Consider the following 14,300-nt stretch of genomic DNA (forward strand, 5'->3'; position numbering starts at 1 on the left):
GGGTTAGGCTGCCGGTGTGATGGGCGCGTTCGTGCGGCGGTACCCGATGCCGCTGACGTTCCTCGGGCTGTTCGCGGCCATGTGGCTGGTGCAGGCCCTCGTCCTGCCGCCGGAGGCGCGGCACGCGGTGATCGCCTGGGCCAGCACCAATCTGTCCAACCTCGCGGTCAACCCGGTCGGGACGATGGTCGCCTCGGCGTTCGTCGCCGAGGGGGCGCAGGGCGTGTTGCTGGTCGTGGCCGCGATCGGGCTGTTCCCCGTCACCCGGCGGTTCGGGAACCCGCGGGCCGTCGTGCTCGTCGCCGTCTCGCACGTCCTCGGCACCCTGATCAGCCAGGGGATCGCGCTGGTGCGGCTGGAGGCGGGCCTGCTGTCGGACTCCATCCGCACGATCCCCGACGTCGGACCCTCCTACGTGCTGTGCGCGGCGCTCGTCGCGGCGTTCCTGTACGGGCACGGGTGGGTGCGGCGGCTGATCGCGTTCGCCGGGTGGTGCGCGCTCATGCCCGTCCTGCTGGACGGGCTGCTCACGCTGGAGGTCCCCGCCGTCGGGCACCTGGTGGCGATGCTCGCGGGCGCGCTGATCGGCGGGCTGCTCCTGCTGCTGGAACGCCGCCGCGCCGCCGCCGTCGTCCCCGTGCCCGCGGCGTCCGGGCCGGTCGCGGAAGCCTGACCCCTCCGTCAGCCCTGCCCCGGCTGAGGGGCGGGGTTGGACGTGGGGCTCGGGCTCGGCGTCCCGGTGTCGTCCGCGGGCGGGCCGGGCGGGGTGTCCGTCGGAGGTGTGGCCGGTGGCGTCGAACCGTCGTCCGGCGGGGTCGCCGGATCCGAGGGCGTGCTCGGGGGAGTGGTCGGCTTCTCCGGCGGGGTGGACGGCTTCTCCGGCCGCCCCGGCGTGTCCGGCACCGGCTTCTTCCCCTCGGAGGGGGTGCCGGACGGGGAGTTCGCGGGCGGCGCGGGGGTCGCACCGCCGCCGGGGGTGCCCGCCCGCCGCGGTGAGCCGGCGGAGGCACCGGCGACCGGGTCGGCCGGCGTGGCCGGGGTGCCGCCCGTCGCGCGCTCGGAGCCGGGGAGGCCGGGCAGCGGATGCTGCGGGACGCCGCTGGACAGCGCGGACGCCGGATGCGTCCGCCCGTTGCTCGCCGTCGGGACCAGCGAGGCGGAGTCACCGCCGCCCCTGGCCGCCGGCCAGGAGACGAGCAGGCCGATGACGGCGGCGGCCGACGCGGCCACGCCCGCGGCGGCGCCGACTCCCCTGGAGATGCCGCCGGACAGGCCGCGCTTCGGCCGGTCTCCGGCTCGTCCGGTCCGCGCCCTCTCCGCGCCGATCACGACGAGGGGCGTCGGCGCGGCGACGCTCGGCAGCGGCCGGGTCGCCTCCTCCTCGCATGCGGCGAGGACGCGGTCGCGCAGTTCGCCGGGCGCACGCGACGGCGCGCGGCGGGCGAGCAACTGCGGCAGCCGGCCCTTCTCGAACGCGGCGATGAGGTCGAGCCGGGACTCGGCCGCGCCGCGCATCAGGATGTCGAGGACGGCCCGCTCCAGCCGTGTCCGGGCGGCTGCGAGCAACTGCATGACGGTGTCGGGCGCGATGCCGAGGACGCGGGCGATGTCGTGGGGTTCGAGCCATTCCCCCGCCTGCAGCAGCAGGACCTCGCGGTGGTCGGAGCGGAGCCCGCCGGCGGCGCGCAGCAGCGGGTCGGCGGCGGCGAACAGCGGCCCGCCGCGTCCGCCGGCCGCGCGTCCGTCGAGCGAGCCGGTGAACGCGCCGCGGTCGGCGCACGCCGTCCGGGCCAGCGAGTAGAGCCAGAGCACGCTGTCTCCGCGCGGCGGCTGGTGCACGGCCGCGCTGAAGGTGTCGCCGAGGGCCGCCGCCGCGAGCCGGTCGCCGACGAGCGACCAGCAGTAGGCGTACAGGCGGTCGGCGTGCGCGTCATAGAGCGGGCCCAAGTCCCCGCGCATGTGCTCCTCCGATCCCGTCCGATCCCGTCCGGCCGTCCGACAAAACGTGCATATCGCCAATCGACGGGACTCTAGCGCCTCGGGTCAACGGGTGAGAAGCCGGAGACCGGACGTGGCGTCGAATAGCGCGGAGGGTAACGGTGACGCCTGCGGACCGTGACGTTCACGGAGATTTAAGGAAGAACACGAACATTACCGGATTCCTGATGCGGTTCAGCAGGGAAGGACTCGAACTTGCTGTCGAATCAGGTGAGGAGTCAACGGTGACCCGGCTGACGATCGACGACGTCTACCAGCACATTCGCGGTGTGTGCTTCAAGACCGGCCCGCCCGGGACGGTCGGCGCGGAGACCGAGTGGTTCGTCGTCGACACCGCCGACCCGGCCGCCCACGTGCCCGCCGGACGGGTGCGCGCGCTCGTCTCCGGCGCCGGTCCGCCGGCCGCCGGAAGCAGGATCACCTATGAGCCGGGCGGGCAGCTCGAACTCAGCTCCGCGCCGTTCCGCGGGCTCGGCGCGCTGCACACGGCGCTCGGCCGGGACATCGCGCACGTGCGGGACGCGCTCGCCCCGGACGGGCTGGCGCTCGCCGGGCACGGTGTCGACCCCGTCCGGCGCCCCCGGTTCCAGGCCGATCACCCCCGCTACTCGTGCATGCGCGACTATTTCCGCGCGGGCGGCTTCCCCGACGCGGGCCTGGCGATGATGTGCTCGACCGCGTCCGTCCAGGTGAACCTGGACATCGGCGCCGACGATCCGGACGCGGCCCGCCGCTGGCGGCTCGCGCACGCGCTCGGGCCGGTGCTCATCGCCGCGTTCGCCAACTCGCCGATGCGGGCCGGCCGCGACACCGGGATGCGCTCGTCCCGGCAGGGCATCTGGACCGAGCTGGACCCGTGCCGCACCCTGCCCGTCCTGCGGGACGGGACGGACGGCGACCCGGCCGAGGCGTGGACGCGGTACGCGCTGGACGCACGGGTCATGCTCGTCCACACGCCGGACGGGGCATGGGTGCCCGACCCCGGGATGTCGTTCCGGGAGTGGCTGGACAAGGGCGAGCCCGGCGAGGACGACCTGGCCTACCACCTGTCCACGCTGTTCCCGCCGGTCCGGCCGCGCGGCTGGCTGGAGCTGCGGATGATCGACGCGCCGCCCGGCCGGTACTGGCCGGTGCCCGTCGCCGTCGCCACGGCGCTGCTGGACGACCCGGCCGCGTCGCGGGCCGCCGAGGCCGCCGCCGAACCGGTGGCGCGCCGGTGGGCGCGGGCGGCCCGGTGCGGGCTGTCGGACCCGCCGCTCGCCGCCGCCGCGCGGGCCTGCTTCGCGGCGGCGCTGGACGCGCTGCCCCGGCTCGGCGGCTCCGGGCTCGTCCCGCTGGTCGAGGAGTACGCCCGCCGGTACGTCGAGCGGGGACGCAGCCCGGCCGACGACGCCCCATCACGACCCCTCTCCGAGGAGGAGCAGACATGGCCCCGATGAGCTCCCCGAGCCCCGCACATGACATCGGCGCGCGGGACGAGGACGCGCTCAAGGAACTGATCGCCGGTGAACTGGGCGCGGTGCGCGACCGCAGCTTCGGCCTCACCACCGGCGTGCTCACCGAGGACGACCTCACCGCGCAGGTGTCACCGCTGATGTCGCCGCTCGTGTGGGACCTCGCCCACGTCGGCAACTACGAGGAACTATGGCTGCTGCGCGCGGCGGCGGGCCGGGAGCCGATGCGGCCGGAGATCGACCACCTGTACGACGCGTTCGAGCATCCGCGCGCCGAACGTCCGGCGCTGCCGCTGCTGCGGCCGGAGGAGGCGCGCTCCTACATCGGCACGGTCCGCGCCAAGGTGCTCGACTCGCTGGCGTCGGCGCGGTTCGACACGGCGAATCCGCTCATGTCCGGCGGCTTCGTGTACGGGATGGTCGTCCAGCACGAGCACATGCACGACGAGACCATGCTCGCCACCCATCAGTTGCGCAAGGGCGCGCCCGTGCTGCTCGACCCTGCGGCCGAGCCACTGCAGAAGCCTGCGGAGGCTTCCCCGGTGGACGAGGTGTTCATCGAGGCGGGCCCGTTCCAGATGGGGACCTCGGACGACCCATGGGCGTACGACAACGAGCGTCCCGTGCACATCGTCGACTTGCCCGCCTACTACATCGACGTGGAACCGGTGACCAACGCCGCCTACCTCGCCTTCATGGAGGCCGGTGGATACGACGATCCGCGTTGGTGGGATCCCGCCGGATGGGAGTGGCGCACCAGTACCGGCAAGCGTGCCCCCGCCTTCTGGAGCCGGGCCGGGGGGCAGTGGGTCCGGCGCCGGTTCGGACGGACGGAACCCGTCCCGCCCGGCGAACCCGTCCAGCACGTGTGCTGGTACGAGGCCGCCGCCTACGCGCGGTGGGCCGGCAAGCGGCTGCCGACCGAGGCCGAATGGGAGAAGGCCGCCCGCTGGGACCCGGCCACGCAGCGCTCCAGGCGCTACCCATGGGGCGAGGTCTACGAGGAGGGCCGCGCCAACCTCGGTCAGCGCACCTTGCGTCCGTCCGAGACGGGCTCCTATGCGTCCGGTGCCTCGGCCTACGGAGTCAGGCGCCTTCTCGGGGACGTATGGGAATGGACGTCTTCTGACTTCCACGGCTACCCCGGCTTCCGGTCCTTCCCCTATAAGGAGTACTCGGAGGTCTTCTTCGGTCCCGACTACAAGGTTCTGCGGGGCGGCTCCTGGGCGACGCACCCGCTCGCCATACGCGGGTCGTTCCGCAACTGGGACTACCCCATTCGCAGGCAGATCTTCTCCGGGTTCCGGTGTGCGCGCACCCCAGAGGAGGCGCGCTGAATGTGCCGCCATCTCGGCTACATGGGACCGGAACGCACCCTGCATTCGCTCGTCTACGACGGTGAGCACTCGCTGGAAACCCAGGCGTACGCGCCGCGCATGACGCAGGGGAACATCCTCAACGCCGACGGGTTCGGCGTCGGCTGGTATCAGGACGGCGCGCCGGTCCGGTTCCGCCGTGCCCAGCCCCTCTGGACCGACCAGTCGTTCCGCGAGGTCGCCGGGGCCGTCCGGGCGTCCTGCGTCGTCGCGGCGATCCGGTCGGCGACGGTCGGGTTCCCCGTCGACGAGTCGTGCGCCCAGCCGTTCCGCGCCGGCAGGTGGCTGTTCAGCCACAATGGCAAGGTCGAGGGCTACGGCGGTGTCGAGGCGAAGCTCCGCGAACTGGCCGGCGACGTGGCCGAGGTGCCCGACGCCCGCGCCCCGGTCGACTCCGCGCCGCTGTTCGCGCTCGCCGTCCGGTACTGGCGGGACGGCCTGCCGCTCGGCGACGGCCTCGCCGCCGTCGTCGCCGCGATCACCGCGCTCGCCCCCGGCCGCTACAACCTGCTCGCCTCCGACGGGACGTCCCTGGCCGCCACGACCTGGGGCGACTCCCTGTTCGCCCGCGAGGACGCGGACACCGTCCTGCTCGCGTCCGAGCCGCTGGACGGCGACGCCGCCTGGCAGGCCGTGCCCGACCGATCGCTGGTCACCGCCGGGCCCGGCACCGGCGTCCGCATCGATTCACTCTGAAGGAGAACCACGTGGACCGGTTCCTGACCGCCGACGACCTCGCCAAGACGCTCCGCCAGGACGTCCGGGAGGGGCTCACCGGCACGCCCAAGACCCTGCCGCCCAAGTGGTTCTACGACGAGCGCGGCAGCGCGCTCTTCGAGGAGATCACCAGGCTGGAGGAGTACTATCCGACCCGCCGCGAGCGGGAGATCCTGATCGCGCGGGCGCCGGACATCGCGGCCGCCACCGGCGCCCGGACGCTGCTGGAACTCGGCGCCGGGTCGGGGGAGAAGACCCGGCTGCTGCTCGACGCCCTGTCCGGTACGCTCCGCTCCTACGTGCCGGTGGACGTGAGCGGCGACTTCCTCGAAGGGGCCGCCGCCGGGATCGCCGCCGACCATCCGGGGCTGACCGTCCGGGCCGTCGTCGCCGACTACGAGCGGCACCTGCCGCTGCTGCCCGGCGGCGAGCGCCGGCTGATCGCCTTCCTCGGCGGGACGATCGGCAACATGCCGCCCGCCGAGCGGATCGGGTTCCTCGGCGGCGTCCGCGCCACCATGGACGACGGCGACTTCCTGCTGCTGGGCGCGGACCTCGTGAAGGACGCGGGCCGTCTCGTCCGCGCCTATGACGACGCGGCCGGGGTCACCGCCGAGTTCAACCGCAACGTCCTGTCCGTCATCAACCGGGATCTGGACGCCGACTTCGATCCTTCGGCGTTCGAGCACGTCGCGGTCTGGGACGAGGCGGAGGAGTGGATCGAGATGCGGCTGCGGTCCACCGCCGACCAGGACGTCCGTGTCGGCGACCTCGACCTGGCGGTGTCGTTCGCGGCCGGGGAGGAGATGCGCACCGAGATCTCCGCCAAGTTCCGGCGGGAGCGGCTGGAGGCCGAACTGAGCGCGGCCGGGATGGAGATCGCCGGGTTCTGGACGGACGAGGCGGGCGACTTCTCCCTCACCCTCGCCCGTCCCGCGGGCTGAGGCTCAGCCTTTCCGGACCGGGTGGGCAAGGCCCATCCGCTTGATGTCCGCGGCCAGGCGGGTCGCCACGTACCGGTGGCCCGTCTGGTTCGGATGGGTGCGGTCCCTCTTGACGAGCCGGGCCGCGTTGCCCTGGCCCGTCAGCCGGTCACCGGTGATCCACTGCTCGCCGATCGGGTCGACGAACGGGATGCGGAGCTGGTGCGCCAGGTTCTTCAGCGCGTCCCGGACGGCGAGCGCGCCGGGCATCGGGGAGCCCGTTCCCCACAGCGGGCCCATCAGCACGATGTGGGTGCCGGGCCAGCGCTGCCGGGCGCGTTCCAGCAGCAGCCGCGCCGCCGCCGCGACCTGCGGTGCCGGGGTCCGCCAGTCGTTGTGGCCGCCGGACACGATCAGCATGTCGGGCGCGGGCCGCCAGCCGAGCTGGCTCTCGAACAGGGAGAGGAACGCCTCCCGCCCGCGTCCCGTCGCGACGAACCCGGTGCCGGCGCGCCCGCCGACGACGGCCTGCCAGCCGAACAGGCGCGCCGTGGCGGAGGCGTACGTCGTCTCCGGCTGGACGCCCCGGTCGCCGACCGTGTAGCTGTCGCCGAGGAACATCACCACGGACGACGCCTTGCGCGGCTCGTCCTTGCGCGGCTCGCCCCCGTCGGGGCCGTCCGCCGCCGCCGACTTGTGCACCGAGCCCGCGAGCACGGAGCAGCCGGTGGCGAACGGCGCCGCCACCAGGCTCAGGCACAGCATCAGAGTCGCCGCGCCGCGTCGGGCGCGGCGAGATGTCATGGAGGACCGTCCAAAGGTTCCGGGGGGTGCATCCGGCATCTTACTGATCCGCCGCCGCCGCGGGGGGCGCGTCGCGTTTTACGTCGCCTCGGGAGCCACGGCGGCACCCTGACTCAGGCGGCGGGCGGGCGGTGTGACACGTCAGTGGTGGTGTGCGCTGAACAGGATGTGAGCGTCCGGTCAAGGCGAGCGGGCTTCGACTGGACGCACCCCCTCCGGCGGGCCCGGATCCCCCGGCCGGGCTCGCCGGGGGATTCCCCGGGTGCGGGGGCGTCCCGTCAGACCGGGTCTTCGGGCGGTCGCAGTTCGTCGGTGTAGCTGACCGTCAGGCGACGCATCACTCCCGACTCGTCGATGGAGTACTGGCCGAGCCGCCATAGCGGCGGCGAGTACGCGTGGATCGAGACGCTGGCGTCCTCCACCCCGGTGAGCCGGTGGATGTGGTCGGGGCCGAAGCAGAACGACAGCCCCTCCCCGACGACCGTCCGCACGGGGTCGCCGCCGATGCGCGGGTTGCTCTCCTCGATGGCCCCGGCGACGACGCGGACGGCGCCCGACGAAACGTCGTGGTCGTGCCATCCGGTGTCGTTCCGGGGCGTCCAGCACAGCAGCCAGACGTCCACGTGCTCGTCCCGGTGGAGGGACGCGTAGTGGCGGCCTCCCCCGGGAAACGCGACGTGCTGCCGCCACAGATCGGGGCGCTCCGCCAGGCCGTCGACCAGCTCCCGCAGTTCGCGCTTGTCGAGGGGGCGGCCGGGCAGGTGCTCGAAGCCGGCGGCGCGGGGCAGGACCTCCGAAGACATGGGTTCGCTCCTTTCCGTGCATGGCGGTGAAGTCGCTGGACAACGCATACTGAACCGCATCAGTTAACCGTTTCAGTGAAGCGGTTCAGAGATCGGGCCGTCAAGGTCGATCCCCTGCTTTGTCGGTGGCGGCATCTAGGGTTGGGAGGATGCCGGACAAGCGCAAGCGCACGACCATCCGGGAAGTGGCACAGGCGACGGGACTGTCGCCCGCGGCGGTGTCGTACGCGCTGCGCGGCATCCAGACCTCGGAGGAGACGCAGGAGCGGGTCCGCGCGGCGGCGGAGGAACTCGGCTACGAGGCCCATCCGATCGCGCGCGCCCTCGCCAGCGGCCGCACCGGCCAGGTCGGCCTGCTGTGCGGCTCGCTGGAGGACTACTGGCAGCAGTCCCTCGCGGTCGGCATCGGCCGGGCGCTGCTCGCGCGCGACCGCTACGCCCTCATCGTGGACGCGGGCGGCGATCCCGAGCGGGAACTGGCCCTCGCCCGCCGGCTCCGCGACCAGCGGGTGGACGGGCTCATCGTCCAGCCGCTCGACCCGTCCGCCGAGCTGTGGGCGGAACTCGCGGGGACCGTCCCCGTCGTCTCCATCGGCGACGCGCTGCACGGCGGGCAGGCGCAGGGCGAGGTCGTGTTCGACAACCGGCGCGGCGTCACGCTCGCGCTGGAGCACCTGCGCGACCTCGGCCACCGGTGCGTCACCGTGTTCACCCCGACCGGCGACAGCACCCCCGACCGTCCCGCCGACGTGCACGTCAACGCCGAAGCCGAACGGCTCGGCCTGCGGGTGGACGTGGTGGTCGTGCCGCAGTCGCTCGCCGAGGCCACCGAGGTCGCGACGCGGGTGCTCGGCGGGCCCGTCCGGCCGTCCGCCGTGTTCTGCTTCGCCGACTCGATCGCCTACGGCGTCTACGCCGCCACCCGCGAGCTGGGCCTGGCCGTCCCCGGCGACGTCGCCGTCTGCGGCTACGACAACCATCCGATGTCGGCGCTGCTCACCCCGCCGCTCACCACCGTCGACTGGGACATCGACGGCATCGTCCACTCCGCCGTCCGGCTCGTCGTGGACGTCATCGACGGCAAACCGCGCAAGCGCCGCGTCGTGCGCGAGCCGTCCCTGCGCGTCCGCGCCTCGACCGCCGGCCCGGCGGGGTGAGGGCTAGGGATGCAGCCGGGCCAGCCGGGGGAGGAGGTCCGCCGCGGCGGCGATGTCGGTGTCCAGCGGGCGGTCCTCGACCCGCGGGTCGAGGACGGCGCCGGCCAGGTCGGCCGCCGACCTGAGCGGCCCGCCGGACGGCGCGCGCCCCTGCATCCGCAGCGCCCGGACGGCGGCGACCAGTTCGCAGCCGAGCCCGAGCCGGTAGGCGGCGACGGCGTCGGTGGTCGCGCGCGCCGACTGGGTGGAAAAGCCCGCGTGCTCCTCCACCCCGCGCGACAGCACCGCGCTGCCGAGCGCCGCCGGGGTCGCGAGGCGCCGCACGTCCGCGAGGCACGAGTGCGCCACGTACTCCAGGATCATGATCCCCGAGGACGCCTCGGTCGCGGCCTGGAACGGGTAGAGGCCGGTGAACGAGGGCTCGGCGAGCGTCCCGAGGCGGGCGGCGGCGAGCGCCATCGTCTGGAACAGCGCGGCGCGGGCCGAGTCCAGGGCGAGGCCGACGTAGGCGGTGTGGAAGTTGCCGTTGTGCCAGACCGTCCGCCCGGCGATGTCGACGAGCGGGTTCTCGGCGGCGGCGTTGATCTCCCGGGTGACGACCTCCTCGGCGTAGCCGACCGCCTCCAGCGCGGGGCCGTGCACCTGCGGGAACGCCCGGTACCCGTACGGGTCCTGGATGCGCGCGGGCGTGGGCCGGTCGAAGGCGAGCAGCGTCCGCAGCGCCGCCGCCGCGTCCCGCTGGCCGGGGTGCGGGCACGCGTCCTGCACCGGCTGCGCGTACGGCTCCTCCGACCCCCGGACGGCGAAGTGCGACAGCGCCGCCACGACCGTGGACGCGCGGAGCGACTCGCGCAGGTCGGCCACCGCGAGCGCCGCCTCGCCGAGGGTGGCGGCGTTGGAGCTGATGAACGCGAGCGCGTCGGCGGAGCGGAGCCGGTAACCGGGGCCGCGCTCGCGCAGGCCGTCCGGCCCCGGCAGCCACGGCCGCTCGCCCAGCAGGCACAGCGCGGTCGACGCCAGCGCCGTCAGGTCGCCCGTGCCGATCGCCCCGTACACCGGGACCGGAGGAAGAAGGCCCAGATTGAGGACGTCCGCGAGGGCCCGCAGCGCGCCCGGCTCCACTCCCGACCCGCCGGCCGCGAGCTGGTTCAGCCGGACCGTCAGCATCGCCCGGACGATCTCCGGCGCGACCAGCGGCCCCGCCCCGGCCGCGTGGCTGCGCAGGAGGCGCAGGCCGTGCGCGTCGGCGTCCTCCCACTCCACGTCCACGACGCGGTTGGCGCCGACCCCGGTCGTCCGCCCGTACACCGGCTGCGACCCGGCGGCCTCGCGGGCGACCCGCCAGGCGGCGCGCGCCCGCTCGACGCCCTCCGGGGCGATGGCGACCGCCACGTCCTCGCGGGCGGCCCGCACCACGTGGGCGCAGGTGAGCGCGGTCCCGTCGATAACGATTCGGCTGTTCTCCACGCGGCAACGCTACTTTCGCCGGATTTCAGGAAGGTACCTGCAAGTTGTGAAAATCCGGACACGCCGGGCCATCGAGGTGACCGTGCCCCGTAGTTACGGTTGGGTAGTAGGCCGAAATCGATCATCGGCGTCGTGGGCGCCCGACGAGGATGTGAATCGTTGATCACCTTTGAGGGCGTGACCAAGCGCTACCCCGGCGGCACCGTCGCGCTGGACGACGTCAGCCTCGAATGCCCCACGGGCCGCATCACCGTGTTCGTCGGCACGTCCGGCGGCGGTAAGACCACGGCGCTGCGCACCATCAACCGGATGGTGGACCCCACGTCCGGCCGGGTCCTCATCGACGGCCGGGACGTCCGCGAGCGCAGGCCCGCCGAGCTGCGCCGCGGCATCGGCTACGTCATCCAGCACGCCGGGCTGTTCCCGCACCGCACCGTCCTCGACAACATCGCCACCGTCCCGTACCTGGTCGGATGGAACAAGAAGAAGGCGCGGGAGCGGGCGCTGGAACTGATGGAACGGGTCGGGCTCGAACCGGCGATGGCGAAGCGCTACCCGTTCCAGTTGTCCGGCGGCCAGCAGCAGCGCGTCGGTGTCGCGCGGGCCCTCGCCGCCGACCCGCCGATCATGCTGATGGACGAGCCGTTCAGCGCCGTCGACCCCGTCGTCCGCGCCGAACTGCAGGACGAGTTCCTCCGCCTCCAGGACGAACTGCACAAGACGATCGTGTTCGTCACCCACGACATCGACGAGGCCATCAAGCTCGGCGACCGGATCGCGGTGTTCCGGACCGGCGGCAGGCTCGTCCAGATCGACAGCCCCGAAGACCTCCTCGCCCGCCCCGCGGACGACTTCGTCGCCGGCTTCATCGGGCGCGACCGGGGCATCCGGCGGCTGTCGTTCGTCCCGGCGTCCTCCGCGCCGCTGACCGACCGGGACGTCCTGCCCGCCGACACGCCGGTGGAGCGGGTCACCGCCGTCGGCTGGATCCTGGTCGTGGACGCCGGCCGCCGCCCCCTCGGCTGGGTCTCCGCCGACGCCCTGCCCGCATCGGGCGCCCTCGGCGACGCGCGGCTCGCGCCGGTCGGGCCCACCTTCGACGCCGAGACCGACTCCGTCCGGGCCGCGCTCGACGCCGCGATCCTGTCCCCGTCCGGCCGCGCCGTCGCCGTCGACGGATCGGGGCAGGTCGTGGGCGTCGCCGACCAGCACGACCTGACCGCGGCCATCCGCCCCGCCGCCCCGCTGGCGAAGGACGGTGTCAGCGGCTGATGGACATCGACTGGGGCTGGATCGGCGACCACACCGACACGCTCACCGAGCACGCGCTCCTGCACCTGCGGCTCGCGCTGCTGCCGGTGCTGTTCGGCCTGCTCATCTCGCTGCCGCTCGGCGTGCTGTGCCGGCGCTGGGGCTGGCTCTACCCGCCGGCGCTGACGATCGCGAACGTGCTGTACGCGATCCCCTCGCTCGCGCTGTTCATGATCTTCATCCAGTACACCGGGCTGACGCCGTCCACGGTCATGATCCCGCTGACGCTGTACAGCCTGTCGGTGCTCGTCCCGAACGTGGTGGACGGGCTGGCGTCGGTGTCCGAACCGGTCCGGCAGGCCGCCACCGCGATGGGCTTCGGGCCGCTGCGCCGCCTCATGCGGGTCGAACTGCCGATCGCGGTCCCGGTCGTCATGGCCGGGACGCGGGTCGCCGCCGTCTCCTCCATCAGCCTCGTCGCCGTCGGCCAGCTGATCGGGCAGGGCGGACTCGGCGAGGACATCATCCGCGGCTACCAGCTCCAGTTCCAGACGCAGATCGTCGCGGCCACCGTCCTGATCATCCTGCTGGCCCTGGTCACCGACACGATCCTCGTCACCGTCCAGCGCCTGCTCACCCCGTGGGCCCGAGCCCGGGGGGCGTCCTCGTGAACGACCTGTGGAACCAGATCGACCTGTGCTGGACGTGGCTGACCGCCTCGTCCCAATGGCACGGCGCCGACGGCATCCCGCACCGCCTGCTCCAGCACGCCTACTACAGCGGCGTGTCCCTGCTGTTCGCCGCCGTGATCGGGCTGACACTCGGCCTCCTCATCGGCCACACCGGACGGGGCGGGTTCCTCGCGATCACGCTGGCCAACTTCGCGCGGGCCATCCCGACCTTCGGGCTCATCCTGTTCGTCGTCGTGATCGAGTACAGCATCACGCCCGTCCTGGTCGCGCTCGTCGCGCTGGCCGTCCCGCCGATCCTGGTGAACACCTTCGAGGGCGTCCGCGGGGTCGACGCCGATGTGAAGGACGCCGCCCGCGGCATGGGCATGACCGGCCTGGGCGTCCTGTGGCACGCGGAGCTGCCGATGGCGCTCCCGCTGATCCTGCTCGGGCTGCGCACGTCCGCGATCCAGGTCGTCGCCACCGCCACCATCGCCGCCTACCCCGGATTCGGCGGCCTCGGCCGCTACATCATCGACGGCCTGGCCCGCAACGACTACCAGCTCGTCGTCGGGGGCACCGTTCTCGTCGTGCTGCTCGCCCTGATCGTCCAACTGGTCTTCGCGGCGCTGCGCCGCGTCGTGATCTCGCCGGGTCTGCTCGGCTCCGCCCGTTCCTCCTGACCGAAGGAAAAGGACAATGAAGAAACTGATCCGTGGCGCGGCCGTCTGCCTCGTGGCCGTCCTGACGCTGTCCGCCTGCGGCGAAGAATCGTCCGGCGACGAGAAGAACCCGCTCGCCGGGGGCGGCAAGAGCGGCACCGTCACCGTCGGCGGCGCCAACTTCCCCGAGAGCAACCTGCTCGGCGAGATCTACGCGCAGGCCCTCGAAGCCAAGGGCGTCAAGGTCACCCGCAAGTTCAACATCGGTGCCCGCGAGGTCTACTACGACCAGGTCGTCAAGGGCGGCATCAGCGTGATGCCCGAATACAACGGCGCCCTGCTGACCACCTCGGTCGACAAGACCAGCACGGCCGCCACCACCGCGGACATCAACGCCGCCCTCAAGGCGAAACTGCCGTCGTCGGTCGAGATCCTCGATTCCTCGCAGGCCGAGGACAAGGACTCCGTCACCGTCAACCCGCAGACGGCCGCCAAGTACAACCTGAAGTCCATCGCCGACCTGAAGCCGGTCGCCAAGGACCTCGTCATCGCCGGCCCGTCGGAGTTCAAGACCCGCCAGCAGGGCCTCGTCGGCCTCAAGAAGGTCTACGCCCTCGAATTCAAGAAGTTCCAGCCGTTCGACGCCGGCGCCCAGGCCACCCTGGTGAAACTCCTCACCGAGAACAAGATCCAGGCCGCCGACCTGTTCACCACCGACCCGACCATCCAGCAGAACAAGCTGGTCGTTCTCGAAGACCCGGAGAACGTCTTCAGCGCCCAGAACGTCACCCCGCTGGTCAACAAGGCCGCCGTGGACGACAAGGCCAAGGCGGCGTTGAACGCCGTCTCCGCCAAGCTCACCACCCAGGACCTCCTGGACATGATGAAGCGCATAGCCATCGACAAGGACGACCAGGAAGAGGTCGCCAAGGACTGGCTGCAGAAGTCCGGCCTGGTCTGACGCTTTTCCCCGGGAAGCCCGCCGTCTCTCCAGAACGGCGGGCTTCCGCGCGTCCG

The 14,300-nt window shown here is 72.9% G+C and carries 14 protein-coding genes; 10 read left to right on the top strand and 4 right to left on the bottom strand.

Annotated features, from left to right (window positions below; genetic code table 11):
* The first annotated feature begins 19 nt into the window (after window positions 1-19).
* Window positions 20-673, top strand: coding sequence for a rhomboid-like protein (locus ACQP1N_RS09830; RefSeq protein ID WP_067802210.1), 654 nt, complete (start codon window positions 20-22; stop codon window positions 671-673).
* Window positions 674-681: 8 nt separating this feature from the next.
* On the opposite strand, the gene ACQP1N_RS09835 is transcribed toward ACQP1N_RS09830, so the two are convergent.
* Window positions 682-1,959 (bottom strand): RNA polymerase sigma factor, encoded by a 1,278-nt coding sequence (locus ACQP1N_RS09835; protein ID WP_067802207.1) that lies wholly within the window; start codon window positions 1,957-1,959, stop codon window positions 682-684.
* 263 nt (window positions 1,960-2,222) lie between these two features.
* Here ACQP1N_RS09835 and egtA point away from each other — a divergent pair, with 263 nt between their 5' ends.
* From egtA to egtD, 4 genes are read left to right on the top strand one after another with little or no spacing between them, the layout of a single operon-like run.
* Entirely contained in the window at window positions 2,223-3,437 is a 1,215-nt protein-coding gene (gene egtA, locus ACQP1N_RS09840) for an ergothioneine biosynthesis glutamate--cysteine ligase EgtA (protein WP_433230595.1), read from the top strand.
* The gene (gene egtB, locus ACQP1N_RS09845) at window positions 3,425-4,789 is read left to right on the top strand and encodes an ergothioneine biosynthesis protein EgtB (protein WP_433230597.1); all 1,365 of its coding nucleotides are present in this window, start codon (window positions 3,425-3,427) and stop codon (window positions 4,787-4,789) included. The genes egtA and egtB overlap by 13 nt, the downstream gene beginning before the upstream one ends.
* Window positions 4,790-5,524: an ergothioneine biosynthesis protein EgtC gene (egtC, locus tag ACQP1N_RS09850; protein WP_433230599.1), complete on the top strand. Its 735-nt coding sequence runs from the start codon at window positions 4,790-4,792 to the stop codon at window positions 5,522-5,524.
* Between the two features lie 11 nt (window positions 5,525-5,535).
* Window positions 5,536-6,489, top strand: a complete 954-nt coding sequence (egtD, locus tag ACQP1N_RS09855; RefSeq protein ID WP_067806692.1) for an L-histidine N(alpha)-methyltransferase — start codon at window positions 5,536-5,538, stop codon at window positions 6,487-6,489.
* 3 nt (window positions 6,490-6,492) lie between these two features.
* Here egtD and ACQP1N_RS09860 read toward each other — a convergent pair whose 3' ends face one another.
* Both ACQP1N_RS09860 and ACQP1N_RS09865 read right to left on the bottom strand, forming a co-directional pair.
* Window positions 6,493-7,233: an SGNH/GDSL hydrolase family protein gene (locus tag ACQP1N_RS09860; protein ID WP_433230602.1), complete on the bottom strand. Its 741-nt coding sequence runs from the start codon at window positions 7,231-7,233 to the stop codon at window positions 6,493-6,495.
* A 317-nt stretch (window positions 7,234-7,550) separates the two neighbouring features.
* Complete coding sequence (locus ACQP1N_RS09865) at window positions 7,551-8,075, bottom strand: cysteine dioxygenase (protein ID WP_067806686.1); 525 nt, start codon at window positions 8,073-8,075, stop codon at window positions 7,551-7,553.
* A gap of 149 nt (window positions 8,076-8,224) precedes the next feature.
* Here ACQP1N_RS09865 and ACQP1N_RS09870 point away from each other — a divergent pair, with 149 nt between their 5' ends.
* Window positions 8,225-9,232: a LacI family DNA-binding transcriptional regulator gene (locus ACQP1N_RS09870; RefSeq protein WP_067806683.1), complete on the top strand. Its 1,008-nt coding sequence runs from the start codon at window positions 8,225-8,227 to the stop codon at window positions 9,230-9,232.
* Between the two features lie 3 nt (window positions 9,233-9,235).
* Here the strand turns inward: ACQP1N_RS09870 and ACQP1N_RS09875 are convergent, their stop codons facing one another.
* Complete coding sequence (locus tag ACQP1N_RS09875; protein ID WP_433230606.1) at window positions 9,236-10,699, bottom strand: aromatic amino acid ammonia-lyase; 1,464 nt, start codon at window positions 10,697-10,699, stop codon at window positions 9,236-9,238.
* A 159-nt stretch (window positions 10,700-10,858) separates the two neighbouring features.
* Here ACQP1N_RS09875 and ACQP1N_RS09880 point away from each other — a divergent pair, with 159 nt between their 5' ends.
* The 4 genes from ACQP1N_RS09880 to ACQP1N_RS09895 are packed head-to-tail and all read left to right on the top strand — an operon-like array spanning window position 10,859 to window position 14,244.
* Window positions 10,859-11,971, top strand: a complete 1,113-nt coding sequence (locus tag ACQP1N_RS09880; protein WP_067806677.1) for an ABC transporter ATP-binding protein — start codon at window positions 10,859-10,861, stop codon at window positions 11,969-11,971.
* On the top strand, window positions 11,971-12,621 hold the full coding sequence (locus ACQP1N_RS09885; RefSeq protein WP_433230609.1) for an ABC transporter permease: 651 nt from the start codon (window positions 11,971-11,973) through the stop codon (window positions 12,619-12,621). The genes ACQP1N_RS09880 and ACQP1N_RS09885 overlap by 1 nt, the downstream gene beginning before the upstream one ends.
* A complete protein-coding gene (locus tag ACQP1N_RS09890; protein ID WP_433230612.1) occupies window positions 12,618-13,304 on the top strand; it encodes an ABC transporter permease in 687 nt (228 codons plus the stop codon). The genes ACQP1N_RS09885 and ACQP1N_RS09890 overlap by 4 nt, the downstream gene beginning before the upstream one ends.
* Window positions 13,305-13,320: 16 nt before the next feature.
* The gene (locus ACQP1N_RS09895) at window positions 13,321-14,244 is read left to right on the top strand and encodes an ABC transporter substrate-binding protein (protein WP_067806672.1); all 924 of its coding nucleotides are present in this window, start codon (window positions 13,321-13,323) and stop codon (window positions 14,242-14,244) included.
* Window positions 14,245-14,300 lie beyond the last annotated feature (56 nt).

It is taken from the genome of Actinomadura formosensis, from assembly GCF_050948385.1.
GTDB classification, from domain to species: Bacteria; Actinomycetota; Actinomycetes; order Streptosporangiales; family Streptosporangiaceae; genus Spirillospora; species Spirillospora formosensis.